The organism is Streptomyces sp. NPDC090119 (assembly GCF_044747085.1).
Classification (GTDB): Bacteria; Actinomycetota; Actinomycetes; order Streptomycetales; family Streptomycetaceae; genus Streptomyces.
This window is the reverse complement of the sequence record NZ_JBIVDK010000005.1, coordinates 279,582-302,952: the sequence shown is the minus strand read 5'-3', so window position 1 is coordinate 302,952 and position 23,371 is coordinate 279,582. Positions and strand designations below refer to the sequence as shown.

General features: G+C 69.6%; 23 protein-coding genes, 1 tRNA gene and 1 pseudogene. 13 read left to right on the top strand and 12 right to left on the bottom strand.

Annotation, left to right across the window (positions count from 1 at the left end; translation table 11 throughout):
• Positions 1 to 3: 3 nt before the first annotated feature.
• Positions 4 to 894: a LysR family transcriptional regulator gene (locus tag ACIPPM_RS22975; protein ID WP_401450815.1), complete on the bottom strand. Its 891-nt coding sequence runs from the start codon at positions 892 to 894 to the stop codon at positions 4 to 6.
• 86 nt (positions 895 to 980) lie between these two features.
• Between ACIPPM_RS22975 and ACIPPM_RS22970 the strand changes: the two genes are divergently transcribed.
• Positions 981 to 1,856, top strand: a complete 876-nt coding sequence (locus ACIPPM_RS22970) for a PhzF family phenazine biosynthesis isomerase (RefSeq protein ID WP_401450812.1) — start codon at positions 981 to 983, stop codon at positions 1,854 to 1,856.
• 197 nt (positions 1,857 to 2,053) lie between these two features.
• Complete coding sequence (locus tag ACIPPM_RS22965; RefSeq protein ID WP_401450810.1) at positions 2,054 to 3,124, top strand: LAETG motif-containing sortase-dependent surface protein; 1,071 nt, start codon at positions 2,054 to 2,056, stop codon at positions 3,122 to 3,124.
• A 174-nt stretch (positions 3,125 to 3,298) separates the two neighbouring features.
• Here ACIPPM_RS22965 and ACIPPM_RS22960 read toward each other — a convergent pair whose 3' ends face one another.
• Positions 3,299 to 3,613: an SCO5918 family protein gene (locus tag ACIPPM_RS22960; RefSeq protein ID WP_401450808.1), complete on the bottom strand. Its 315-nt coding sequence runs from the start codon at positions 3,611 to 3,613 to the stop codon at positions 3,299 to 3,301.
• Positions 3,614 to 3,994: 381 nt separating this feature from the next.
• Here ACIPPM_RS22960 and ACIPPM_RS22955 point away from each other — a divergent pair, with 381 nt between their 5' ends.
• The gene (locus ACIPPM_RS22955; RefSeq protein ID WP_401450806.1) at positions 3,995 to 5,365 is read left to right on the top strand and encodes a phosphatase PAP2 family protein; all 1,371 of its coding nucleotides are present in this window, start codon (positions 3,995 to 3,997) and stop codon (positions 5,363 to 5,365) included.
• 46 nt (positions 5,366 to 5,411) lie between these two features.
• Here the strand turns inward: ACIPPM_RS22955 and ACIPPM_RS22950 are convergent, their stop codons facing one another.
• The 5 genes from ACIPPM_RS22950 to ACIPPM_RS22930 all read right to left on the bottom strand — a co-directional run bounded on the left by ACIPPM_RS22950 (position 5,412) and on the right by ACIPPM_RS22930 (position 13,534).
• Complete coding sequence (locus ACIPPM_RS22950) at positions 5,412 to 8,465, bottom strand: FG-GAP-like repeat-containing protein (protein WP_401450804.1); 3,054 nt, start codon at positions 8,463 to 8,465, stop codon at positions 5,412 to 5,414.
• An 89-nt stretch (positions 8,466 to 8,554) separates the two neighbouring features.
• A complete protein-coding gene (locus ACIPPM_RS22945) occupies positions 8,555 to 9,313 on the bottom strand; it encodes a polysaccharide deacetylase family protein (RefSeq protein ID WP_401450802.1) in 759 nt (252 codons plus the stop codon).
• Positions 9,314 to 9,465: 152 nt separating this feature from the next.
• Positions 9,466 to 10,113, bottom strand: coding sequence for a response regulator (locus ACIPPM_RS22940; protein ID WP_401450799.1), 648 nt, complete (start codon positions 10,111 to 10,113; stop codon positions 9,466 to 9,468).
• Positions 10,110 to 11,324: a histidine kinase gene (locus ACIPPM_RS22935; RefSeq protein ID WP_401450797.1), complete on the bottom strand. Its 1,215-nt coding sequence runs from the start codon at positions 11,322 to 11,324 to the stop codon at positions 10,110 to 10,112. Before ACIPPM_RS22935 ends, ACIPPM_RS22940 begins: the two co-directional genes overlap by 4 nt.
• A 5-nt stretch (positions 11,325 to 11,329) precedes the next feature.
• A complete protein-coding gene (locus ACIPPM_RS22930; protein WP_401450794.1) occupies positions 11,330 to 13,534 on the bottom strand; it encodes an MMPL family transporter in 2,205 nt (734 codons plus the stop codon).
• Positions 13,535 to 13,717: 183 nt separating this feature from the next.
• Here ACIPPM_RS22930 and ACIPPM_RS22925 point away from each other — a divergent pair.
• A pseudogene (locus ACIPPM_RS22925) lies at positions 13,718 to 13,858 on the top strand (DNA-binding protein); the annotation flags it as partial.
• A 92-nt stretch (positions 13,859 to 13,950) separates the two neighbouring features.
• Positions 13,951 to 14,205: a hypothetical protein gene (locus ACIPPM_RS22920; RefSeq protein WP_401450791.1), complete on the top strand. Its 255-nt coding sequence runs from the start codon at positions 13,951 to 13,953 to the stop codon at positions 14,203 to 14,205.
• 538 nt (positions 14,206 to 14,743) lie between these two features.
• Here ACIPPM_RS22920 and ACIPPM_RS22915 read toward each other — a convergent pair.
• From ACIPPM_RS22915 to ACIPPM_RS22905, 3 genes are all read right to left on the bottom strand, one after another.
• Entirely contained in the window at positions 14,744 to 15,136 is a 393-nt protein-coding gene (locus ACIPPM_RS22915; RefSeq protein WP_401450789.1) for a hypothetical protein, read from the bottom strand.
• Positions 15,137 to 15,198: 62 nt separating this feature from the next.
• Positions 15,199 to 15,498 (bottom strand): putative quinol monooxygenase, encoded by a 300-nt coding sequence (locus ACIPPM_RS22910; protein WP_401450786.1) that lies wholly within the window; start codon positions 15,496 to 15,498, stop codon positions 15,199 to 15,201.
• Between the two features lie 149 nt (positions 15,499 to 15,647).
• Positions 15,648 to 15,718, bottom strand: a tRNA-Gly gene (locus tag ACIPPM_RS22905).
• Positions 15,719 to 15,934: 216 nt separating this feature from the next.
• Here ACIPPM_RS22905 and ACIPPM_RS22900 point away from each other — a divergent pair.
• From ACIPPM_RS22900 to ACIPPM_RS22885, 4 genes are all read left to right on the top strand, one after another.
• The gene (locus tag ACIPPM_RS22900) at positions 15,935 to 16,093 is read left to right on the top strand and encodes a hypothetical protein (RefSeq protein WP_401450784.1); all 159 of its coding nucleotides are present in this window, start codon (positions 15,935 to 15,937) and stop codon (positions 16,091 to 16,093) included.
• Positions 16,094 to 16,201: 108 nt separating this feature from the next.
• Positions 16,202 to 16,777, top strand: a complete 576-nt coding sequence (dcd, locus tag ACIPPM_RS22895; RefSeq protein ID WP_393594095.1) for a dCTP deaminase — start codon at positions 16,202 to 16,204, stop codon at positions 16,775 to 16,777.
• 10 nt (positions 16,778 to 16,787) lie between these two features.
• The gene (locus tag ACIPPM_RS22890) at positions 16,788 to 17,297 is read left to right on the top strand and encodes a phosphoribosyltransferase (protein WP_401450782.1); all 510 of its coding nucleotides are present in this window, start codon (positions 16,788 to 16,790) and stop codon (positions 17,295 to 17,297) included.
• 840 nt (positions 17,298 to 18,137) lie between these two features.
• Positions 18,138 to 18,869, top strand: coding sequence for a hypothetical protein (locus tag ACIPPM_RS22885; protein ID WP_401450779.1), 732 nt, complete (start codon positions 18,138 to 18,140; stop codon positions 18,867 to 18,869).
• A gap of 472 nt (positions 18,870 to 19,341) precedes the next feature.
• On the opposite strand, the gene ACIPPM_RS22880 is transcribed toward ACIPPM_RS22885, so the two are convergent.
• Positions 19,342 to 19,905, bottom strand: a complete 564-nt coding sequence (locus ACIPPM_RS22880; RefSeq protein ID WP_401450776.1) for a GNAT family N-acetyltransferase — start codon at positions 19,903 to 19,905, stop codon at positions 19,342 to 19,344.
• Complete coding sequence (locus tag ACIPPM_RS22875) at positions 19,902 to 20,672, bottom strand: GntR family transcriptional regulator (RefSeq protein WP_401450774.1); 771 nt, start codon at positions 20,670 to 20,672, stop codon at positions 19,902 to 19,904. The genes ACIPPM_RS22880 and ACIPPM_RS22875 overlap by 4 nt, the downstream gene beginning before the upstream one ends.
• Before the next feature lie 159 nt (positions 20,673 to 20,831).
• On the opposite strand from ACIPPM_RS22875, the gene ACIPPM_RS22870 reads away from it, so the two are divergent.
• From ACIPPM_RS22870 to ACIPPM_RS22855, 4 genes are read left to right on the top strand one after another with little or no spacing between them, the layout of a single operon-like run.
• Positions 20,832 to 21,161 carry a hypothetical protein gene (locus tag ACIPPM_RS22870; RefSeq protein WP_355191149.1) on the top strand — a complete coding sequence of 110 codons (330 nt, stop codon included), beginning with the start codon at positions 20,832 to 20,834 and terminating at the stop codon, positions 21,159 to 21,161.
• Positions 21,162 to 21,163: 2 nt separating this feature from the next.
• The gene (locus tag ACIPPM_RS22865; RefSeq protein ID WP_401450772.1) at positions 21,164 to 22,504 is read left to right on the top strand and encodes an FtsK/SpoIIIE domain-containing protein; all 1,341 of its coding nucleotides are present in this window, start codon (positions 21,164 to 21,166) and stop codon (positions 22,502 to 22,504) included.
• Positions 22,505 to 22,517: 13 nt separating this feature from the next.
• Positions 22,518 to 22,694: a hypothetical protein gene (locus tag ACIPPM_RS22860; RefSeq protein WP_401450770.1), complete on the top strand. Its 177-nt coding sequence runs from the start codon at positions 22,518 to 22,520 to the stop codon at positions 22,692 to 22,694.
• Between the two features lie 5 nt (positions 22,695 to 22,699).
• Positions 22,700 to 23,368, top strand: a complete 669-nt coding sequence (locus tag ACIPPM_RS22855; protein ID WP_401450768.1) for a DUF2637 domain-containing protein — start codon at positions 22,700 to 22,702, stop codon at positions 23,366 to 23,368.
• Positions 23,369 to 23,371: the final 3 nt, after the last annotated feature.

Genomic DNA, 23,371 nt, shown 5'->3' with positions numbered 1-23,371 from the left:
GGGTCAGGCCGTCCTGAAGTGCCGCAGGACCTCCCCCACCACTGCCCGTGCCGCCCGGGTCGGCTGTCGGCGGCGGTGGTGGGCGAGGTGGACGGGGACGTCGGGGAGGGTGGGGCCCGCGACGCGGGTGAGGCGGCCTTCGCGGAGGGCCTCCGCGACGTTGGCGTGCGGGAGGACCGTCAGGCCGAGGCCGGCCGTCACGCAGGAGCGGGCCGCCTCGATGCTGCCGAAGCGGGTCATGCGGGGGTGGGCGCCGGGGACCGCCTGGAGTTGCCCGGCGAGCCAGTCGCTGTAGGAGCAGCCCTGTTCGTGGAGGAAGAAGTCCTCCTGGGCCAGCTCCCGCCAGGTCGCGGGACGGTCGCGGTCCGCGAGGCGGTGCCCGGGGGAGCAGAGCAGGTCCAGCGGCTGGGCGGCGATGTACTCGGCGGTGATGTCCGCGTGGTCCACGCACTCCTCCAGCAGCAGCGCGAGGTCCAGTTCGCCGGACCGCAGCCCGGCCAGCGCGGCGGACGTGCCGCGCGGCTCGAGCTGGACCTCCACCTTGGGGTGGAGTTCCCGCAACGCGGCGATCACGCGCGGCAGATGGGCCGAGCACAGGGTCTCGCCCGCGCCCACCACCACCGTCCCGCTGACCGGCCCGTCCTCGGCGGCGGCCGCGAACAGCCGTGACTCCGCCTCCAGCACCTCTTCGGCCGCGCCGAGCAGCCGCCGCCCGTCCTCGGTGAGCGGCGCCCCCCTGGCCAGCCGGTCGAAGAGCCGCGTACCGAGCGCCTTCTCCAGGGCCTTGATCTGCACGGTCACCGTGGACTGCGCGAGCCGCAGCTCGGCCGCGGCGGCGGTGAAGCTGCCCGTTCTGGCCAGCGTGGCGAAGGTCTGGAGCAGCCTGGTTTCCATGACGGGAGCCTAGAGCCGAGCCATCGAGATTGGCGATGGCTCGTATGAAAAACAATCGTTGGTAATGATGTCGCCAGGCCGCCAGCATGAAGGGCATGGCTCACTCCACGGCTTCCGATGTCCTGCGCTACGCGGCGTTCACCTCCGACCCCGACGGGGGAAACCCCGCCGGGGTCGTCCTCGACGCGACCGGCCTCGACGAGCGGGAGATGCTCGCGCTCGCCGCCGAGGTCGGCTACTCCGAGACGGCCTTCCTCACCGAACGGGACGCGGCCCACCGCCGTTTCACCGTGCGCTACTTCAGCCCGCTCGCCGAGGTCGCCTTCTGCGGCCATGCCACGGTCGCCACCGCGGTGGCCCTCGCCGAACGCGTCGGCACCGGTGAACTCCTCTTCGACACCCCTGCCGGGGAGATCAGGGTCGACACGGTGGCCGACCCGGACGGCACCGTACGGGCGACCCTCACCAGCGTCCCCACCCGCTCCCGCCCGGCCGACGCCGCCGAGCTGGCCGCCGCGCTCGCCGCCCTGCGCTGGGACGCCGCCGACCTGGACCCGGCCCTGCCGCCCCACGTGGCCTTCGCGGGCAACGACCACCTGATCCTCGCCGCCGCGTCCCGCGCCCGACTGGCCGACCTGGACTACGACTTCGACGCCCTCACCACCGTGATGCGCACCCACGGGTGGACCACCGTCCACCTCGTCCGGCGGGAGAACGAGGGCAGTTACCACGCCCGCGACCCCTTCCCCATCGGCGGTGTCGTCGAGGACCCGGCCACCGGTGCCGCGGCGGCGGCGTTCGGCGGCTATCTGCGCACGCTCGGCCTGGTGACCGCCCCGAGCACGATCGCCATCCGCCAGGGCGAGGACATGGGCCGCCCGAGCGACCTCACCATCGAGGTGGACCCGTACGAGACTCCCGTAAGGGTGACGGGGCGGGCCGTACCGATTCCCGCGCCCTGAGGCAGCTCCGGCGCCCTAGGTGACATACGTCTCACGAGCCCCGCCGGTATAGCCCCAAACGATCACTAATGCCCAATTTCCATGGCGAACCGCGGTAGTTCGCGTAGAGATTTCGAAACTTTATGGGCAACCCTTCTCCCCGCTGGCGAGTCAGCTATGCGCCAACGTTGATCCTTCCTGCTGCCCAGAGGTTCGTAATGAAGCTGCGTCGTTCCCTGGCCCTCGCTGCCGCGACGGCCGTCCTGTCTCCGGTCGTGCTCATGACGGCCACGGTCGCGCAGGCGGAAGAGGGCGGACCGTCCTCCGCTGTCACCGAGTCGGCCGCGACGGGTGGCGACACCAAGACCGAGCCCGAGAACAGCGTCACCACCCCGGCCGCCGAGGTCAGCACCTCGCCCGCCACGGACGCCACCTCGTCCGCGCCCGCCGCCGACGACGCCACCTCGGCCGCGCCCGCCAAGGACACCGCCTCTTCCTCGGCCTCCACCTCCGCGTCGCCCACCGGCTCCGCCTCGGCGTCCACCTCCGCCTCCCCGTCGAAGAACCCGGAGGACTGCCTGGCCGGTGACGTCGAGAACTTCGACGAGGACCTCAGCACCACGCTCTCCGGGCTGCCGTCGAAGATCGTCGCGGGCAGCGGCTACCACGCCTTCAAGCTGAACGTGAAGAACTCGGGCAGCCACTCCTACAAGCGTGTCGACCTCGGTGTCTTCGCCGCGACGATGAGCGACGACGAGGACGACTTCTCCGACCCGAGCAACCACCTCACCCTCCAGTACCAGGACCCGTCCACCGGCAAGTGGAACGACATCTCCGTGGACGTGGACGACGACGCCGCCGGTTACCTCGGCTACACCGACGTGAAGGCGAAGGAGTCGTTCTCCATCGACCTGCGCGTGGCCGTCGACAAGAAGGCCCCCGCGGGCTTCGGGTTCGCCGTCAGCACCGGCATGTACCTGGACGACAAGGGCAACTGCGTCGCCGCCCCGGACGACAGCTTCTACCAGTTCGACGTCCTCGCCGCGGGTACCTCCGCCGGTCCCGTCGACGACTCCACCCCCAAGCCGCAGGGCGGCCGCAAGCCGCTGCCCACCACCAAGCCCGCCGGTAACACCGAGATCGTCCCGCAGGGTCACCTCGCCGAGACCGGTTCCAGCTCGGCCCTCCCGGCGATCGCCCTCGCGGGCGGCGCGGCCGTCGCGCTCGGCCTCGGCGCGATGTTCGTCGTCCGTCGGCGTCGCAACGAGGGCGGGAACGTCGCGGTCTGACAAGGACCCGTCGAGGGCCGGACGAGGACCTGAGGGTCCGCGACCCCTGGGGAACGTCCCGTAGGAAAGGCTCCCTGGAGCTGATCCCTCAGGGGACTTCCTCAGGCCCCCCGCAGCACACGGAGCAGGCCCGGACGATTCCGTCCGGGCCTGCTCCGTTCGTTCCGCCCGCCCTCAGAGGCCGGACCCCCCGAGCAGGTCCGAGGCGGCCTGGACCGGGTCGGTGGCCGTCGCGGGCGCGGGAGGCGCGGTCTCGGCCGGGGTGTGGCAGGTGAAGCCGAGGCGGGCCATGGCGCGGCTGACCTCGCCGCCGCTGAAGTCACGGCGGTCCTGCCGGGTGATGACCTCGCCGACCTGCTTGACGGGGTAGCGGCGGCGCCCGATCGTCACCGAGTCACCGGTGATGGCTTCGGGCGCGATGCCCGCCATCGAGGCGATCACCCCGTCCTTGGTCAGGTCGAACGGATACCGGGCGATGACACAGCGCATGTTGCCTCACAGAAGGAAGGAAAAGGGGCGGAGCCGGGGCGGGTCGGACGGGACGAGGGCGCGGACCGCGTACGGACGCGGCCGGTGTGGCAGGAGCTGTCGCGGTGCACGGCCGGTCGGGAACGGGGCACCGGGCCCGTGCACTCGTCGCCACCCTCGCACACGAGCGGGCACCTCCGCCCGAACCGCTGCCGAAGCGGACGACGCCGCGCGGCGCGGAGCCCCCGCGGCCGGGGTCGCCGCGATCTCCGTGCGGTGCTGTGCTGCCCGGCATACCGACTCCGGGCAGGTGTCGATAAGTTGAACAGGACTTGGCCGCTTCCGCGACCGAATCGACCTCTATCCAACTGAATCAGGCAAAACGAGCAGAGATCGAGGCGCATGCTGTCACGGGGGAGTTCACGAATATCCGGCAGAACCGCGTCCGACGCGTGGAGCCGACCACGGACGGGACTCTGGGCCGTAGCGGGTGTGACGGGTCTCGGGTTCCTCGTCGCACTGGAGCTGACCGCGCGCCACTACGGCCTGCCCGGTCCGCTCACCGTCCAGGCGGCGGAGCTGATCGGGCGGCCCAAGTCGGCCGCCCTGCTGTACGCCGGTATGGCGCTGATGATGGTGGTGCTCACCTGGCGGGAGCGCTTCGTCGCCCTCGGGTCGGCGGTCGGCATCGACGTCGTACTCGCCCTGGGGCGTTGGGCGTTCGGGGTCGGGGGGACCGAGGGCTACCCCTTCGGCAACGGCGCCTTGTGGGTGCTGCTGGGCTGCGGGGTCATCGCCTTCACCCGGCGCACCGGCCAGGAACGCGCCCTGCTGCTGAAGGGCGTCGGCCTGGGGCTGCTGCTGGTGGCCGGGCGCAAGACGGGCGACACCTGGCTGCTGGTCACGGCGAAGTCCCGTCCGGAGGTGCTCGACCCGTACGTCGCGGTCGCTGATCACGCGCTGGGCAGCCCGTCGTGGGTGGTGGGCCGTGTCGTCGAGGCCACGGGCCCGGTCGGCGCCCAGCTCCTCCACGTGGTCTACGGCCAGCTCGCCGTGGCCGCGGTCGTCGTGTCCCTGTACCAGCTCCGCCATGTGGCGGCCGAGCGCCGCTTCCCGGGCCACCACCTGGTGCGTACGTTCCTGGTGATCGGCCTGCTCGGTCCGGCCGTTTACATGATCTTCCCCGTGGTGGGCCCCGTCTTCGCCTACGGCACCGGTGCGTTCGGCACGGGCAACGAGCACTGGGCGGTCGCCGAACTGTGGCCGCACACCGCGCCGCCGATCGGCCCCGCGCACGCGGTGACGTACGACGCGATCACACCCCGCAACTGCATGCCCAGCCTGCACACGGCGTGGGCCACCGCGATCTTCATCCACACCCGCCGGGCCGCACGCTTCCTGCGCAACGCGGGAACGTTCTGGCTCGCGGCCACCCTCGTCGCGACCCTGGGGTTCGGCTACCACTACGGCATCGACCTCATCTGCGGCGTGGTGTTCACGCTCACGATCGAGACGGCCCTGCGCTGCCTCGACCGCGGCTGGGACCGGTCGGCCGTCCGGCTGGTCACCTACGGAGTGACGGTCTTCACTGCGATCCTGCTCGCGGTCCGCTTCGTGCCGGTGGAGATGGCCCGACACCCCTGGGTGGCAGGCTCCCTGCTGCTCCTGGCGCTGGGTTCGATGATCCACGGCTATGTGCGGACCACCAGCCGGTGGGAGCCGGAGGCCGTGCCGCTGACCACGCCGGTACGAGCGGCGGCGGCGACCCCGTGACGGGTGTGGACCGGCCCGGAAGCGGGCCGGTCCACAACAGGCCCGGTCAGAACAGGCCCTTGTACCCCTGCCAGCCGGTGGCGATCCTGGTGCGGCCGCCGAAGGACCCCTTGCCGTTGCCGTTGTTGCGCCACACCGCGCCGGAGGAGTCGCGGGACACGAGGTCGGCCCGGCCGTCGCCGGTGATGTCGCCGACGCCCACGACCGTGTCGTACGACGTGCCCCAGTCGTCGGCGACCTTCACCCGGCCCCGGAACTTGCCGCCGCCCGCGCCGCCGTAGCGCCACAGCTCGTTCGACCTGTCCTGCACCAGCAGGTCGCCGTTGCCGTCGCCGTCGAGGTCACCGGCGCCGACGATCTTCTTGTACCCCGTCCACCGGGACGCGATCTTCACCCGCGCGGACAGCTTGCCCGCGCTGGTCGCCGTGTAGAGGTAGACGTCGCCGGTCGAGGGCTGGCGGGCGATCAGGTCGGCGCGGCCGTCACCGCTGACGTCGCCGGGCGAGGTCAGCACGTCGTACTGGTTCCAGCCCGTGCCCAGCGAGGTGGACGCGGTGGCGGGCCCCACCGCCGCCCCGCACGCGGGCCGGTAGGCGCGCAGCTCGCCGCCGGGGGAGCGCACGAGCAGGTCGTCGCACCGGTCGCCGCTCAGGTCCCCGAACGGCACCGCCTTGATCGAGGCCGACCAGCCCGAGGCCGAGGTCTTCGCCGCGAACGCGCCCGCGCCGTCGCCCCGGTGGAAGGTCAGGCCGCCTCTGGAGTCGAGCGTGAGCAGATCCCCGATGCCGTCGGACCCGATGTGGTCGCGCCGTACGGCGGCACCACCGGTCAGCCGCAGCGAGCCGGACGAGGTCGCCGCAGCGCCGCGGCCGTCGGCCGGGGCCGCCGTCAGCGTCCAGGTATAGGTGCCGTTCGGTACGTACGCCCCCGAGGACGTCCTGCCGTTCCAGCTCGCGTGGACCGCGTCGGTCGCCGCGCCGCCGGACAGGGTGCGCACGGTGGCGCCGGTCGCCTTGTTCCGGAACGCCAGCTTCCATGACGCGGCGGGGCGCGACAGCCACCACGTGCCGTGCCACGCGGACGACGGGTTCACCAGGCCGACCGAGGCCGCCGCCCTCGCGCCGAGGACCGCGAGGTCGGTGGCGGGCACACCGCCGCGTACGACGTGGATGTCCTGGGTGGCGGAGTCCACGTAACCGACCAGGCCGGTGTACGGATCGACGTCCCAGTGCCCGGACCTGGCGGCCAGCGTCCGGCTCACCGCGGAGCCATGGCTGACATCGGTGAGGACCAGCGCCCCCGAACTCCGGTCGCGCGCGACCAGGAAGCCGTCGCCCAGCCGGCTGTCGTCCGCCGCGGGTACGGCGATGAGCGTCTTCCCGCGCGTGTCGTACACGACGGCCTGGTTCCCGCTGCCGCCCCGGGGAAGGTCGCACCAGCCGGACCAGTGCACCCAGCGTCCCACCGCTTCGACGCTCCCCCTGGCACAGCCCGCGGGTGCGTGGAACGACGTGATCGCGCTGCCCGAACGCACCTCGGTGGCCGACACGGTGCCGTCGTCGGCCGCCGTCCACAGCGTCTCGCCCCACAGGGCGACGGAGGTCGACTCGGCCTCGCCGGTGGACGTGCGCACGATCTTCCCGGTGTCCAGGTCGACCACGTTCAGGGTGGCGTCCGCGGGCCCGGTCCAGGCCGCGTACCGGCCGGCGACGCTCTTGAGGAAATGGTTGTCCCTGAGACCGGAGGCCAGCACCGTGCCGGGGAGGGGCTTGTCCCGGCCCAGGACGGAGACCTCTCCGACCGAGTCCAGCGTCACCGCCCGGCCGTCACCCGTGCCCCTCAGGGTCGGACAGCTCCCGTAGTCCCCGTCCAGCACCCCGCAGTGCCAGGTCCTGCCCCGGTCCGTGCGCGGCCCCGCCGTCAGGGTCCCGGACGCGGTCAGCGAGCGGCTGTACAGATGCGTCGCGCGGTCGCCCGACTCGTACGTCAGCAGCTCGCCACCGCTCAGGTCGAGCGACTCGACGCCCATGGGCACGGGCGGGACGTCCACGATCCGGCGCACTCCGGGCAGACCGTCGGGTCCCGCTTCGATCCGGGCGATGCCGTAGTCCTCGGCGGACTCCCCGCCGGTGACGACCAGGCCGCCGTCGGGGTCGGTGAGGACCGTGGCACCCGCCCGCTTCAGCAGGGGCCGGGCCGCGGAGCCGTCGAAGGGCACCGCGGTCACGTTCGTCAGGCCGATGTCGTCCCGCTGCCCCACGACGACCGCGTCACCGACGACGCCGAGCAGACGGGTCTTGGACGTGCGGAGCACCCCGACCTCGCGCACGGGCGTGTCCCAGGCACCGGGGGCGTAGACGCGCACCTGCGTCGGGCCGTTCCACGTGGCCAGGTAGTCCGGTCCCACCACGGTCTCCGTGGTCGCCAGGTCCGGCGGGAGGATCGTGGCGGCCCCCGTCTCCGGGTCCACCCACGCGGCCTGGGACGACCCGTCGGAGTCGGTGAAACCGACGAGGATGCCGGAAGCGGAACCCTTGGGGTTGAGGTGGAACACCGCCCCGTCCGGGAGCCCGGTGACGGCTCTCCGCACCGTGCCGCCGTTCTCGGAACGCAGCAGGGAGAGCCCGGTCCGGTCGGTGCCCGTCAGGCTGTAGGCCAGCACGGTACGCCCGTACGTCTGCCAGTAGTACTGCTTCGCCGGGAGCGTCACGGTCTCCGTGGCGCCGGTTCCCATGTCCCGGAGCAGGACCTGTTTGCCGCCGAGCCGGTCGGGCGGAAGGGCGACGACGTCCGAACCGGTGCCGTAGTGGCCCGTTCCGTACGGATGCCGCGCCGCGCCGCCCTCCACCGGCCGCTGGACGCCGTCGTAGCCGGTCCACCACAGCCCCGACCCCTCCGCGGTGCTCCGGTACCGCAGGAAGCCGGAGGCTCCCGCGCTCTCCAGGTACACCCCGCGCGGAGTCGTCCGCATCGGCGCCGGGAGAACGATCTCCGACGTGCCCTCCGCGTACGCGGGCGCCGTCACCGTCACCGCGGACGCCGACAGCGCCAGACCGATGACGACGGCCACCGAGCCGTGCGCGAACCTACGACGAGTCACTTGCCACCCCTCCCCCGCGGAGGGCCCCATCCCCCCGAACAAGCGGGCGGATCGTAGCAGTTGTCCGAGGTGAGCGCCGCTGCCGGGGCTCAGCGCACGGGGAAGCCGAAGGTGTGGCCCTGCTGCTTCAGTTCGGGGAGTACGCGACGCAGCGCCGCGACCGTCTGGGAGCGGTCACCGCCCGCGTCGTGGAACAACAGCGTCGGCCCGTTGGGGAGTTCACGCTCCACGGTGGTGACGATGGCGTCCGTACCCGGCCGCTCGAAGTCCTTGGAGTCCACGTTCCAGCCCAGCGGGCGCATGCCCCGCGACGCGGCGAGCTTGCGGCTCTCGGGGGTGAAGGCACCGCCGGGGGCTCGGTAGTACATCGGCCGGACGCCCCCGGACGCCTCGGTGATCATGCGCTCGGCGTCGAGGATCTGCTGCGACTGGTAGGCCACGGACTTCTTGTCCATGCCGGTGTCGTGCGACACCGTGTGGTCGCACAGCCGGTGCCCGGCCGCGACGACCTGCTTCACGAGGTCGGGGTGGGCCTGCGCCTGGGTCCCCACCATGCAGAAGGTGGCCTTCACGCCGTACTCCTTCAGGACGGCGAGCACTTGGGGGGTCCAGGTGGGGTCGGGGCCGTCGTCGATGGTGATGTTGACGCCGCGCGCGCCCTGGTCCGAGGAGTGCGCGATGGTCACGTCGACCGGCTTGACGCTGCTCGTCGCCGCCTTCGGCGCGGGGCTGCCCGAGGTGTCGGCCTGCGCGGTCCATATGGAGGCCCCGACGGCGACCATCGTCACCCCGAGCGCCGCCCCGACCACCTTGCCGTACCAGCCCCGCGTCCCGTTGTGCCGCGCCATGTCCGCCCCCCGCTCTCGCCCACCGAACCCCGGCCGCGTCGCGACCACTTGTGAGGACAGCGAACGGCGGCGGAGGGATGCACGTGTTACCGATCACGGACGATTCCGGGGAACTTCACGGACAACCGGACCGACGCTCCCCCGCGGTCGGCTCATCCGCCGGACGGCCTGGGCAGCATCCCTCTTTCCATCGCCACCACCACCGCCCGCGTCCGGTCGTTGACGTCGAGCTTGGCGAAGAGGCGGAGGAGGTGGGTCTTGACCGTGGCCTCGGCGATGACGAGGCGGCGGCCGATCTCCGCGTTGGTCAGGCCGTCCGCCACCGCGGTCAGGACGTCCGTCTCGCGGGCGGTCAGCGGGGCCTGGGCGGGCTGCCGCATCCGGGCGACGAGCCGTTCGGCCACCCGGGGCGCCAGCACCGTCTCCCCGCGGGCCGCCGCGTGGATCGCGTCGGCCAGCTGCTCACGGGTGGTGTCCTTGAGGAGGTAGCCGATGGCCCCGGCCTCCACCCCGCGCTCGATCTCCGCGTCTGTGTCGTACGTCGTCAGGATCAGCACCCGGGTACGGGGGAAGCGCGCCACGATCTCGGTCGTGGTGGCCACTCCGTCGAGTACCGGCATGCGCAGGTCGACCAGGGCGACATCGGGCTCGTACCGTTCGACGAGTTCCAGGGCGGCACGGCCGTCGCCCGCCTCGCCGACGATCTCGATGCCGGTCTCGGTGCCGAGGAGGGCCACGACTCCGGCCCGCATGACCGTGTGGTCGTCCACGACGATGACGCGGACCTTTTCGCCGGTCACGCCCGCGCCCCGCTCTCGCCATCGGACGGGGCGGCCATGGGCAGCAGCGCCAGTACGCGCGTCCCGTCGCCCACCGAACTCGTCACCGTCAGCCTCCCGCCCAGCTCCGCCAGCCGTTTGCGCATCCCGTCCAGACCGAAGCCCACCGACTCCTCCACCACGAAACCGGTCCCGTCGTCGGTGATCTCCAGCTCCACCCCGTACGCCTGCCGGGCCAGGACCACGCCGACCGTGGACGCGTGCGCGTGCTTGCGTACGTTGGCCAGCGACTCCTGGGTGCAGCGCAGCAGGGCGATCCGGGTCTGCTGATCGCACACCGGGTCCGCCAGTTCCGCCTCGACGGTGAGACCGGTGTCCTCCGCGAAGCGGTCCAGCGTCCGGCGCAGTGTCTGGGCCACCGAACCGGCCGCCGCCCGCCCCGGCCGGTCCGCCGAGCCGACCAGCTCCCTCGCCTCGGCCAGGTTCTCCCGCGCCGTGGACTCGATCGACCGCAACTGCTGTGCGCTGCGCGCGGGTTCGGTGTCGATCCCGGCGCGGGCCGCCTCCGCGAGCACGATGATGGAGGCGAAGCCCTGCGCGAGCGTGTCGTGGATGTCCCGCGCCATCCGCTCCCGCTCGTCCGCCGCCCCCTGGCGCTGGTGCGCCTTCGACAGCTCGGCCTGGGTCCGCTCCAACTCGACGATGAGCCGCGCCCGTTCCGTGCTCTGCGCCACCACCGAGTGCGCCCACAGCCCGATCAGCACCCCCACGGCGACGACGATCAGCGTGGACACCAGGGTCTCGGTGAAGAACTCGACCGACCAGCCGTCCTGCCGCAGCACGGTCCCGGCCAGGGTGCCGGCCGTGGCGAGCCCCAGGAACGCCATCGACGCCCTCGGTGTCCTGCCGAACATCCAGTAGTGCGGCAACGTCACCATGAACAGCGCCGCGTAGTTGCCCCGCAGATACGCGAGCCCGCCCACCGCCACCGCCAGCACCGAGAGGTAGCCGTGCGGTCGTACGACGCCGTTGTGCGGGAAGCGGTCGAGGACAGCGTGACACAGCACCACGCTGCCGAGCAGGGCGAGCGCCGCGTACTTGCTCCCGCCGGGCCGGTCGATGGCGACGAGGCCGACGGCCATCACGGCGAACAGCACCCAGCACACCATGTTCCAGCGGCGCAGCGACGTGGCCCAGAAGGCATCGGCGGTGGGCCCGGCGAGAGCGGTCATACCGATCAACGTACGTCGACCGCCCAAGGCCGGGCGGCCCCTTTTTCCGCCACGTCCGCCGCATCCGCCACCGGCCACGGCCGGCCGGGCCACCAGCTCGCCCCGCCCAGCAGCAGCATCGCCGACGGCAGCACCATGACCCGGACGAGGAAGGCGTCGAGCAGCACGGCCGTCGCCAGTACGAAGCCGATCTGCTTCATCTCGATGATGTGCAGGAAGACGAAGCTGGCGAAGACGGTCGTCATCACGACCGCGGCACTGGTCACCACGCTCGCCGAGCTGCGGATTCCGTCGAGCACCGCCTGCCGCGTGGGGACGCCCGCGAGCGCGGCCTCCCTGATCCGGCTCACCACGAACACCTGGTAGTCCATGGAGAGTCCGAAGAGGATCACGAAGAGGAAGAGCGGGACGCGCGAGCCGATCGACCCCGTGGAGTGGAAGTCCAGCAGCCCTTCGGCCCAGGTCCCCTGGAAGACCAGGACGAGCAGCCCGAGCGCCGCCGCCGCCGACAGCAGGTTCAGCACGACACCGATCAGGCCGAGCACCACCGAGCGGAAGGCGTACACGGTCATCGCGAAGGTCACCAGCAGCAACGCGCCGAGAACCAGGGGGAGTTTGCCGTTCTGGTGGGCGGGATAGTCGGCGTAGCGGGCGACGTCGCCGCTCACGCCGTACTCCGCGCCGTCGATCCGGCCCACGGTGTCCGGCAGGAAGTCGTGCCGCAGGTGCTCGAGGGAGTCGTACGCCTGGTCGGAGTTGCCGAGGTACGGGACCTTCAGCTCCAGGACGCCGGTCCGGTGGTCGGCGGACGTCCGGACCCGCGAGGCGCCGGCGAACAGCGGGTCGGCGTCGGCCCGCCGGGCCACCTCGCGCAGGGCCGGGCCGACCTCGGCGGCGTGCGCGGCGTCGGTGCGTACGACGACCTGATGGGTCACCCGCTGCTCCGGGAAAGCCTCGTTGAGCCGGTCGTACACCCGCATGGCGGGGATCTCGCGGGAGTGCGTGTCCCGGCTCATCTCGGTGATCCGCAGTCCGGCCAGCGGCGCGGCGAGCGCGAGCAGACCGAGGACCGAGACGCACAGGGTGGCCAGGGGATGCCGGACGGCGGGCCGCAGCAGCGCGGACCACAGCCGCCCACCGCCCTGCCCCCGCGCCGGACGCACGGGCTTCCCGCGCCGGACCCGCCGTGCCTGGACGCGTTCCGCCCGCTGCCCGAGCTTGACCAGGAGCGCGGGCAGAGCGGTGAGTGAACTGGCCACCGCGACCAGGACGACCACGATGGTGCCGGTCGCCAGGGAGGAGAAGATCACGTCGGAGGCCAGGTACAGCGTCGCGGTGGAGGCGACGACCGCGAACCCGGACACCACGACCGCCCGCCCCGAGGTCGCGGCCGCCAGTTCCACCAACGCCTCGGAGCCGAGCCGGCCGCCGGAACGGGCCCGCTCCTCGCGCTCCCGCTTGAGATAGAAGAGCGTGTAGTCGACGCCGACCGCGAGGCCGATCATCAGGATGACGTTCGTACCGACCCCGGCGTCGGGGGAGACGTGCGAGGCGACCATGGACAGGCCGATCGCCGCCGCGATCGACGACAGCGCCAGCAGCAGCGGCACCCCGGCCATGGTGACCGACCCGAACACGACCAGCAGGGTGATCAGCGTGACCGGAAGGGTGATCGCCTCGGAGAGCGCCAGATCGTCACTCCGCTGCTGGTCGACCCCCTTGCTGATGGACGGACTGCCGGTCTCCTGGAGCAGCAGCCCGGGATGCCCCCGCTGCACCCGCGCGGTCTGCTCCACGAGCGCCCCGACCTTGTCCTTCGCGTCCCGCTCCTCCCCCTTGAGCGCCACCTGGACGAGGAGGATCTGGCCGTCGCCGGAGAGCCGAGGGGCGTCCACGCCGTCGACCTCGGGCAGCCGCTTCATCCGGTCGGTGAGGTCGGAGGCGGCGGCTCGCGCCGCGTCCCGGTCCAAGGCGCCCGACCTGGCGGAGATCAACACCTGCTCGGTGGACTTCCGCTCCAACTGCCCTGCGGCGGCCAGCGCCTCAGCCCGCCCGGCCTCCCCCACCCGGTAGTCCGCCGTCCTCGCACTGTTCGTACCGACGGCACTCCCGACCCCCAGACACAGCACCACGAACACCAGCCAGCCGACGATCGCCCGCCAGGGGTGCCGCGCACTCCAGCGGGCTATGCGCACAGTGAATGAATCCATGCGCAAGAGCCTTGCGGCGCGGGGCGGTTACCGGACAGGGGCGGTCGGTTGAACTTGGGGTCCACCACTTGGTGGACGGGTCGGCAAGAGGGGTGTCTCGGCGTACCTTGAGATGGCGGCTCAGCGCCAGATCGAGCGGGACAACCTGGACGAGCTGATCGCGGACTTCGACAAGGTGCACGGCCCGGCCACAAGTACGCCATCGACGCCATGCTGTGCGCGACCGCCCTGCAGCGTCCCGGCCGGGTGACGATCCTGACGTCCGACCCGGAAGACATCGGGCAGCTCACGGCTGGGCATTCGCGGGTGCGCGCGGAGAAGGTCTGCCCCCCGACCACTGACCGGCACGCCTCGACCGGTATTCCCTGCAGGGTGCTGCGCCCTGTCCGTAAGATCCCGTCTCGATGAAAAGACGGGTGCAGTTCACCGAGCAGGTCGCGCGGTTCCGTGACTACATGCCGACCGCGGACCGGGAGAAGTTCCTGCGCCTCGTCGACAGAATCGCAGCCGAGCCTGAAGGCGCCGACAGCGGCCTTGCCTACACGTCCGACACTGTGACGCGCGTGGCTAGGGAAGACCGCGTCATGGTCCACTACGTCGTGACGAGCTTCTTCGTGGTCGTCATCGAACTTGACATCTACGACGCATCGCGTGGTTTCAACGAGGTGTAGTCGGACGTGGTCAACGCCTGCCACTCACGCTCGCTCATGCGGGTCCTCTCCACCGTGCACTCGGCCGCTGCACAGCACGCTTCGCCGCTGTGTTGCGGGCGTGCGCCTCTCGCCTCAGCCGACGCTCGTAGTCGGCGATCTGTCGAGGCACGGGCCTGCCGGTCCTGCCTCTGATGAGCCGCTCGTTCTCCCGGTCCACCAGGAACGGCCCGTTGCCGCCGAGTGACGGACGCGCGCCGACAGGACGGCCGATGTCGTGTCGTGCGCACCAGTGGGAGACCCAGCCGAACGAGACCACCTGGACCCTGGAGATCGCGAGATCCAGGTCGGTCCCGCTGGTGGACCGTGCGAGTTCCCGCAAGACGACTCCTCGTGCTTCGTCTTCAGTCAGCATCTGTCCAGAGTGTCCCTTACCTGCCGGGCCGCAGCCGCGGCCACCTGTTGCGGTCGACCTGCACGGACACGGAGTTCGGGGTTCAGGAGCGATCGCGGACGTTCGTGCTCGTGGGCTCAGCCGCCGGTGTCAGCGGACGCTTCTCTACTCCGCAGCGCTGAGGGCGACGTCAGCAGCACGCGCATACCCCTTCGGATCATCGACTGCCACCCGCACGCGCCACCGCTGGGGCCCACCGATGTACTTGACGAACCGGCTCTCTCCCAGCACGTCACCGATCACGAAACGCCGGTCGGCCAGGTAGAGCGACCCGTCGAAGACCGTGGTGAACGACGGGTCGGTGGCGACACCCTCACCGTGGTCCTGGAACAGGCGCACCTTGATCAGGACGGCCTGCGCTTGAACACGAACAACGACGTGCGTATCGGAGGACGCCGCGGGAGCCCCCTTCAGCGCCAAGTCGTGGCGGATCCAGTCCGGGGACCCCAAGGCCATCACCGGATGGTTGACGTACAAGTCCACTCCGGCGATCTGCACGACCCCGCCCCTCTGTCAGCCTGAGGTCGCCACCGTACTCAGGTACAAGTCGACGACAGCGTCTAGAGTCCCAGCCCGCCCGCGACCGCCAACTCCTGGCGGGTGAACTCTCCGGTCAGCATCGGCATCGCCTTGCGGATCGCGGCCTTCGCCGCCGGCAGCTCCAGGGAAGCGTCGTGATGCTCCTTGCTCTGCCAGGCCTCGGTCACCCAGATCGTCACGTCATCGTCGTCGGACAGGCCCACGACGTAGAGGTGGCATCCCGCTTCCCGGAGACCGTCCACACCGCTCAACAAGATGGAGACGACGTCGTCGCGGGAACCGGGCTGAGTCTTCATCGAGGCGATGTAGCCGTAAGTCATCGTGACTCTCTCTCCCAGGGACGAGCCGGCGCGTGTCTGGACCAGGACCCTGCCATCGGCGGTGTGGAGACGCAAGGATGGTGGGTCACGCACGAAGACCCACACACAACAAAAAGGCCCAGGTCGATGACCTGGGCCCGATTTCGAAGAGCGGGTGACGAGAATCGAACTCGCGCTCTCAGCTTGGGAAGCTGATGTTCTACCATTAAACTACACCCGCGCAATACGGACATATCGACCGGGGTGCAGTCGGCGTCCGAACGCTCGATCACTGTACCTCATGGTCGGCGAGGGCAGGGGTGAGTCGGGGCGTACGGTGGGGGCTTCGGGGCCTCGGAGTGCCGCCTGGAGCAGGGTCCGGTTGGTCCCGTAATGTGCGTTCCGCGTCGGGGAGCGAGCCCGACGCGGCTCCTGGGGAAGGGACTTGAGGGACTTGATGGAAAGCACCGTCGTCCGCTGCGCGGACGGGCACGTCTTCAGCGCCACTACGTTCCCGATGCAGCAGGCCGAGCGGCTCGGCCCCGGCCGGCTCGTCCGGTGTCCGCGCTGCGCCCGGCTGCGCAGCGTGGTGCCGGTCACCCTGCAGAAGCGGTGACGCGGAAGCGGTAGCCGCACCAGTACGAAGCGGTAGGCGCACCGGTACTCAGGGGCGCGGACTCGTCACGATTGTCGGCGGTCCGCGCCCCTTGCGTATCCTCGGGACGTGCTTCTCTCAGACAAGGACATCCGGGCCGAGATCGACGCCGGGCGGGTCCGGATCGATCCCTTCGACGAATCCATGGTTCAGCCCTCGAGCATCGACGTACGGCTGGACCGCTACTTCCGGGTGTTCGAGAACCACCGGTACCCGCACATCGACCCCTCGGTCGAGCAGGTGGACCTCACCCGGGTCGTGGAGCCCGAGGGCGACGAGCCGTTCATCCTGCACCCCGGTGAGTTCGTGCTGGCGAGCACGTACGAGGTCATCTCGCTCCCCGACGACCTCGCCTCCCGCCTGGAGGGCAAGAGCTCGCTCGGGCGGCTCGGGCTGGTCACGCACTCCACCGCCGGGTTCATCGACCCCGGCTTCAGCGGTCACGTGACCCTGGAGCTGTCCAACCTGGCCACCCTGCCGATCAAGCTCTGGCCCGGTATGAAGATCGGCCAGCTGTGCATGTTCCGGCTGTCCTCGCCCGCCGAGCACCCCTACGGCAGCGAGCGCTACGGCTCCCGCTACCAGGGCCAGCGCGGCCCGACCGCCTCGCGGTCCTTCCTGAACTTCCACCGGACCCAGGTATGAGGACGACGATATGAGTGACGTGCGGGAGAACCTCACCTACGAGCGCTTCGGCACGGCCGTCCGCGAGCTGGCGCAGACCATCGCGGACGACGGCTACGAGCCCGACATCGTGCTCAGCATCGCGCGCGGCGGCGTCTTCGTGGCCGGTGGCCTCGCCTACGCCCTGGACTGCAAGAACATCCACCTGGTGAACGTGGAGTTCTACACCGGTGTCGGCACCACGCTGGACATGCCGGTGATGCTGGCGCCCGTCCCGGCCGCAATCGACTTCTCCGACAAGAAGGTGCTCATCACCGACGACGTCGCCGACACCGGCAAGACGCTCAAGCTGGTGCGCGACTTCTGCCTCGACACCGTCGCCGAGGTCCGCTCCGCCGTCATCTACGAGAAGTCCCACTCCCTCGTGAAGTGCGAGTACGTCTGGAAGCGCACCGAGGACTGGATCAACTTCCCGTGGAGTGTCTTGCCTCCAGTACATAGGTCGGGCGAAGGCCCCAAGGTGAACAAGGAAGCGCTCTAGCGTTCAACGACTAGTGGTCGGCGCGATTCCGTAGGGGGATTTGTGGGGCTCACACTTGTCAGAGGCGAGCGGTCCCGGGTTCGCATTGAGACGTTGGGACCGGTCAGGCTCAACCTTGACGACCTCCAAGACCTGCGAACCCTGATCGCTGATAAGACAGGGGAAGCCGTTCAGGTTTCTGTTGGTCGATATGACGCCGATGAGGTGTTTGATCTTACGGATGCCAGCGACGCTGATCTAACCGAAGTCCGTCTGTCGGCAAGCTCAAATTCGCTCAATGTACATCTCACTCCGGATGGTGCCGCCGTACTGTGCGAGTCTCGCAGGCAGGATTTGCTAGACCTTGCTGGCGACATCAAACACTTCGTAAACGGTCGCCCTCTTGCTTGGCGGATCGTGTTTCCAGTAGAGGCCGTGATCGCTCTGCTGGCCCTGTGGGGGGTGATCGCTTGGGTTTCACTGTGGTTCGCCATTGCAGACGATAAACCGTTCGGGTATGGCATCCTCGCGGCTTCCACTGTAATGTTTGGTGCCTTTCTATGGCACCTTCCGCGGTCCTATGGTCACAGGGGTGCGGTTCAAGTGGTGCCCCTGCGACGCCACGAATTGCGTCGCAGGGGATTCGAGTCAAGGCACGCGCTCCTGAGTGGAATTGCAGGTGCTCTTCTGGGGGCTGGTGCAACCGTCGCGGCTGTCTACTTGGCCAAGTAGGGTGTCGCGCGACTAAGGGTGGCGCGGAGACCCCGCTTCCCCGCAGGTTAAGGAATCAGGGCCTGCTCGGCTGGGTCTCCCCCCTAAAAGACCGTGCGTGGAGTTCATCGCCCCGTTATGCTTCCCTGCATGGTGCGCGAGTTGACGTGGTGGTTAAATGCTACACTTCCGGATTGTTTCGTAGATGGATCGGGCCGGTCCGGCATCAGTGGTGAGGCGCTGGATCGCAAGACTCTCGCGGATTACGCACATGCCCACGCGGATCACCGAATAAGAACGCATGTCACGGAATGGGATCGCACTGATGCCATTCTTGCCTTGAAGCGGGCCATGCAGCTACGCGTGGATCACCTGGACGCGATTTACAAATTCAAGCAGTTCCCGGAATTCAGGCAGCTTGGTCCCCTCGGGCTACTGGAGCACTGGGGCGTCATCCGGCAACGAATGCTCCGCCGTATGCGGCAACTGAGAAATGCTGTAGAGCATGAGGGTGTCGAGCCTCCGAATCTCGAAGAATGCGAGGACTATGCCGAGGTCGTCTGGTGGTTTCTGCGTGGAACCTCTCCAATCCTGATGCCTCTCGACAACATGGGCTTCGGTGGGGCATTCGACGGATCGGTGACCTATTCCTACAATCCGTTGCAGATCGAAGTTTCCGGTGATGTTGAAGCGGCTCTAATCTCTAATGAGGAGCATGAAGGGTGGGCTAAGCTGTCGATGGAGCCCGCCTACTACGGAGATGTAAAAGGCAAGATGACGCCAGTCGAGGTGGATGGTGGACGCTACCGGATTGAAGCTACTGTCACTGATCTGAGGACTGCACAATTCCTTATGCAGAGGGCGTTCCGATACGTCTTGTAGTCAGCTCTGAGACCGGACAGCCAACGCACTCCACTACTCACCCCAGCTCCCATCCCGTCCGCCGTCGACCCACACACCGTGGAGCGGGCGTGGTTCAGGGCGTCCAGGTGGAGCGCGCCACTGTACGAACGACCTGGACGCCCTGGGCCGCGTCTGCTCGGCTCTGCCTGGGTCGACGGTGGACGGGATGGGAGCACCCCACGCACGCCTCAATGCGCCCGCGGTCGGCGACGGTGCCCCCTCCATCCCGGTGCCGGCCGATCCCCCGCCGGAGGCATCCTCTTTGACCGCCCGCCGTTCTATGCGGTGATCGACTCATGGCTTCCGGCCCTATCCACGTGTGGGCGCGCGTCGGCGCAGCGCGGGCGGAGCGGGCCGAAGGCAGGAGCGTCGCCCGGAGCGGAGCCGGGAAGCGCGCCCGGCGGAGCGGAGCGCAGCCGGGGCTTGATGAGGTAGAGAAACCTGTAACAGCTCAGGCGCTCAGCGGCTCGGAGCTGGGCGTCTCATCGGCGAAACCATGATCGGCAAGCCGCGGGGGGCGTTGGGCAAGCCATCCTGAGACTCGTGGGCCACCGTTGACGGCGTTGCCTTCGAGTACGGTCCGCACGTACTGGAAGCCTTGGTCAAGGTAGTACCGCTGAAGCCGCTCATTGGTGCTCCACGCGTCAAGGCGTAGCCACTTCGCCCCCGCTCGATACGCCCGGTCGCCGGCCCAGTCCATGAGCCTGCCGCCAAGGTTCTGCCTCGCGTAGTCGCGAGAGATCGTCAACTTGTTGATGAACATCGAGGGCTCGGCAAGCTCCTCATCCGACCACAACCCCTCCTCTGCCTCCGGAGTGAGAGTGATCGTGCCGGCGGTCCTTTCTCCGTCCCTCAGCATGAAGACGGTGCCGCCTTCGATGGTGGCCAAGAGACGTTCTGCGGGGTACGGCCTGCTCCACTGATCACTGCCCAACTTGCTGATCCAAGTCGCGGCCTCGACGCGGAAGGTCAGCAACTGATCGAGGTCGGCAGCGGTGGCGATGGTGACTCTCACTTGGCTTCGTTCTCTCGGGCGGACAGGTCGCCGATCTCGTAGTTCATGCGGTTGAGATCGCCACGGAAGGTCGTGATCGTGCAGCGCGCCGGGCCGTCCGCGGTATATCCCGTGCGGGTCCAAAGCAGAACCGGGACGCCTGGGCCGATCTCCAGCAACCGGGCCTCTTCCGGCGTGGGCATGCGGGTGGAGATCTCGTCGGCGTACCCGACCTGTTCGATGCCTACGCCGGCCAAGTAGCGAGTCGTTCCCTCGTCAATGTCGCCGGGCTCGGCGAGACGGGGTGCGTCCTGCACAAGCCAGTCCGGGTAGTACGTCGCCTGCGTCGACCACGGCACGTCGTCAACGAAGCGGTGGCAGAAACGGAGAACGGCCCGGGTGCCCGGGTCCACCTTGAGCCGCTCGGCAATGAAGTCGGATGCGGTGGTCACCTCGACCCGGAACGTCTGATGCGGGCGCCGGCCCGCGTTCGTCACGTCCGTTGAGTACGCGTCGCCGTTCTGCGGAAAGTTCAGGTTCTCGAAGCGGGAGGCGTTCAGCTCGAACACCTCGTGCTTCCGTACCTCGTAGCCCAGGCCCTGACTCGACGCGATGAGCCCTTGGCTGACGAGCAAGCCCAGTCCCGACCGGACGGTGTTCCGCGAAGCATCGAAGCGGGCCGCCAACTCGGCCTCCGAGGGGAGCCGGGAGCCTGGTCCATGGGTGCCGTTGTCGATCTCTCGACGCAGTGCATCGGCTACCTGTTGGTACTTCGGCTGCTTGCTCATGTCCTCCATCATGACGCACTCGCTCAACTTGTTGGTACAGGTACGCGCAAAGTGCTTGACGTCTCACTCCAGGTGCTGCAACCTCTAGATATCAGCTTGTACCAACAAGTTGAGCAAGAGGTCCAAGGGGCCTAACTCTGACCTGCCGGAGGAGACGCAATGCCGTCCTTCAAGATCGACCTTTCGTCTGCCGTGGTGTTCGTGGCGACCGCACCGGAGCCGAAGATGGTGAACAAGAAGACGGGGGAGCGGGCCGTGGACCGGGAGACCGGTGCGGACATGTCGACCGTGGGCCTGCTGGTGTCGGACGAGGGCGAGGGGAACCTCTACCAGGTGACCGTTCCGGAGACCGGTTGCCCGGAGGGTCTGGCGCCGGGCACCCCGGTCCGGGTCGTGGGGCTGAAGGCGCGGGACTGGGAGAACGAGTTCAACGGCCAGAAGCGGCACGGGATCTCGTTCCGCGCCGTGGCGATCACCCCGGCGGTCTGACCATGACCGACCTGTCCACGGCTCTGGAGGTCACCTCCGCGTTAGCGGGGGCCGGCGGTCTCGGCTACGCCAAGGTCCGTGCCCCGCGTGTGTACTGGTCGCTGGTCGGCATGCCGGTCACCTGGGGCCGGTTCACCTTCACCTACCGTTCCACGATGGACGTGTGCGGGCTGACGGTGCAGCCCTCCCGGCCGCGGGCCTTCGTCGCCCGGAACCTCGCCCGCCGTGAGGTGCTGCCCGTCCCGCCCAAGGTCCGCCGTGTCTACGGCACCTCGACCGGGCTGCGGGTCACGCTGCGTCTGCCCGCCGGCCTGGAACCCGCCGACCTGGTGGCCGCCTCGGAGCGACTGCGCCACGCCTGGGGCGTGCACTCGGTGACCGTCGCAGAGACCAAGCCCGGTCACGTCGAGCTGCGCATGACGGGCTACGACGTGCTCCGCCGGGTGCGGATGCCGCGCGGGGCCCGTGCTGAGGGCCTGTCGGTGCCGGTGGCCTTGCGGGAGGACGGGACCGCGTTCGTACGCGACTACCGCCAAGTGCCCATGGCGCTGACCCTCGGGGCGAACAACTCCGGGAAGTCCGTCTATCAGCGCAACCTGATCAAGGGACTCGCCCGGCTGCCGGTCGCCCTGGTCGGGATCGACTGCAAGCGCGGCGTCGAACAGTCCGCCTACGCGGCTCGGCTGTCCGCGCTCGCCACGACCCCGGACGACTCGGCCGCGCTGCTGTCCGTGCTGGTCGGGGAGATGGAATCCCGGTTCGACCTGCTGAGCCGCCACGGCGTCTCGGACATGTGGGACCTGCCCGCCGGCCTACGGCCCGTCCCGGTCGTCGTCCTGGTGGACGAGGTGGCAGAGCTGTTCCTGATCTCCTCCAAGAAGGACGAGGACCGCCGGGAACAGATCGTCACCGCCCTGATCCGCCTCGCGCAGATGGCCCGCGCGGTCGGGATCTACCTGGAGGTGTGCGGGCAGCGCTTCGGCTCCGAACTCGGACGCGGCGCGACCATGCTCCGTGCCCAGCTCACCGGGCGGGTGGTGCACCGGGTCAACGACAAGCAGACCGCCGAAATGGGTCTGGCGGACGTGGCCCCGGATGCCGTGCTGACGGCCTCGATGATTCCTGCCGAGCGTCCGGGTACGGCGGTTGCCACCGACTCCACCGGCGGCTGGGCGAAGATCCGCACCCCGCACACCACCCGCGCCGAAGCGGCGGCCGTGTGCCGGGAGTTCGCCCACCTCGTGCCCGACCTTCCCGCCCTCGACCCCTACCGCCCGCACGTGCCCGCGAGCGCCCCGGAGCCGGGTCCGTCGCTGGTCAAGCCGTTCCCGGTCACGGACTGAGAGGGGGCACGTCATGGCCACGCGCAAGAAGACCCCGCCGAAGCCGGCCGCCTGCCCGGACTGCCACGGCAATGGGGAGATCACCGAGACCGTTCGCGTCGGCGCCCGCAAGGGCCGCGCCACCGATGACCGACAGGCCGCGCTCTGCCTGACCTGCCTCGGCACCGGCGAAGCACCGGCCGGGGAGTGATCACCATGAACCGCGCTCTCCGTCGCCCTGACGCCGTACTGGTCCAAGCTGTGATTGCCGGGGCTCTGTCCTTCGCTCACCTGCATGACCTGGCCGCCGCTGCCGGGCAATCCGGCTGGAAGGCATGGGCCTACCCCATCTCCGTCGACCTGCTGCTGGTCGCCGCGTGGCGTCGGCTGCGGGTCGGTCGGGACGGGGCCTCGTGGACCTGGTTCACGATCGCGCTCGCCGCTTCCCTCGGGGCCAACGTCGCCACCGCCGGACTCCTCGACCTCGATCACGTACCCGCCTGGCTCCGCATCCTGGTCGCCGGCTGGCCCGCTCTCGCCTTCCTCGGCGGCACCCTCCTCGTCCACACCCCCGCACCCGCGGCTGCACCCGAGGACACCGGCCCGGAGACCGAACCGGCCGCGCCGGAAGTCGAGTTGCATCGCACCGACACCGCGCCGGTCCCGGCCCCCGCCTCGGCTCCTGCGGAGCTGGACCCCGCGCCCGTCAAGCCGCCTGCTCCGGTTCCCACGGTCCCGGCGGCCCTGGTCGACCACGCCCGCTCCATCGCGGACAACTACCGCAAGACCACGGGCGAGCCGATCACCGCCGACGCGCTCACCGCCCGGCTCGGACTTCCCGCGCCGACCTGCCAGGCCATCGCCGCGCAACTCCAACTCCTGTAACAG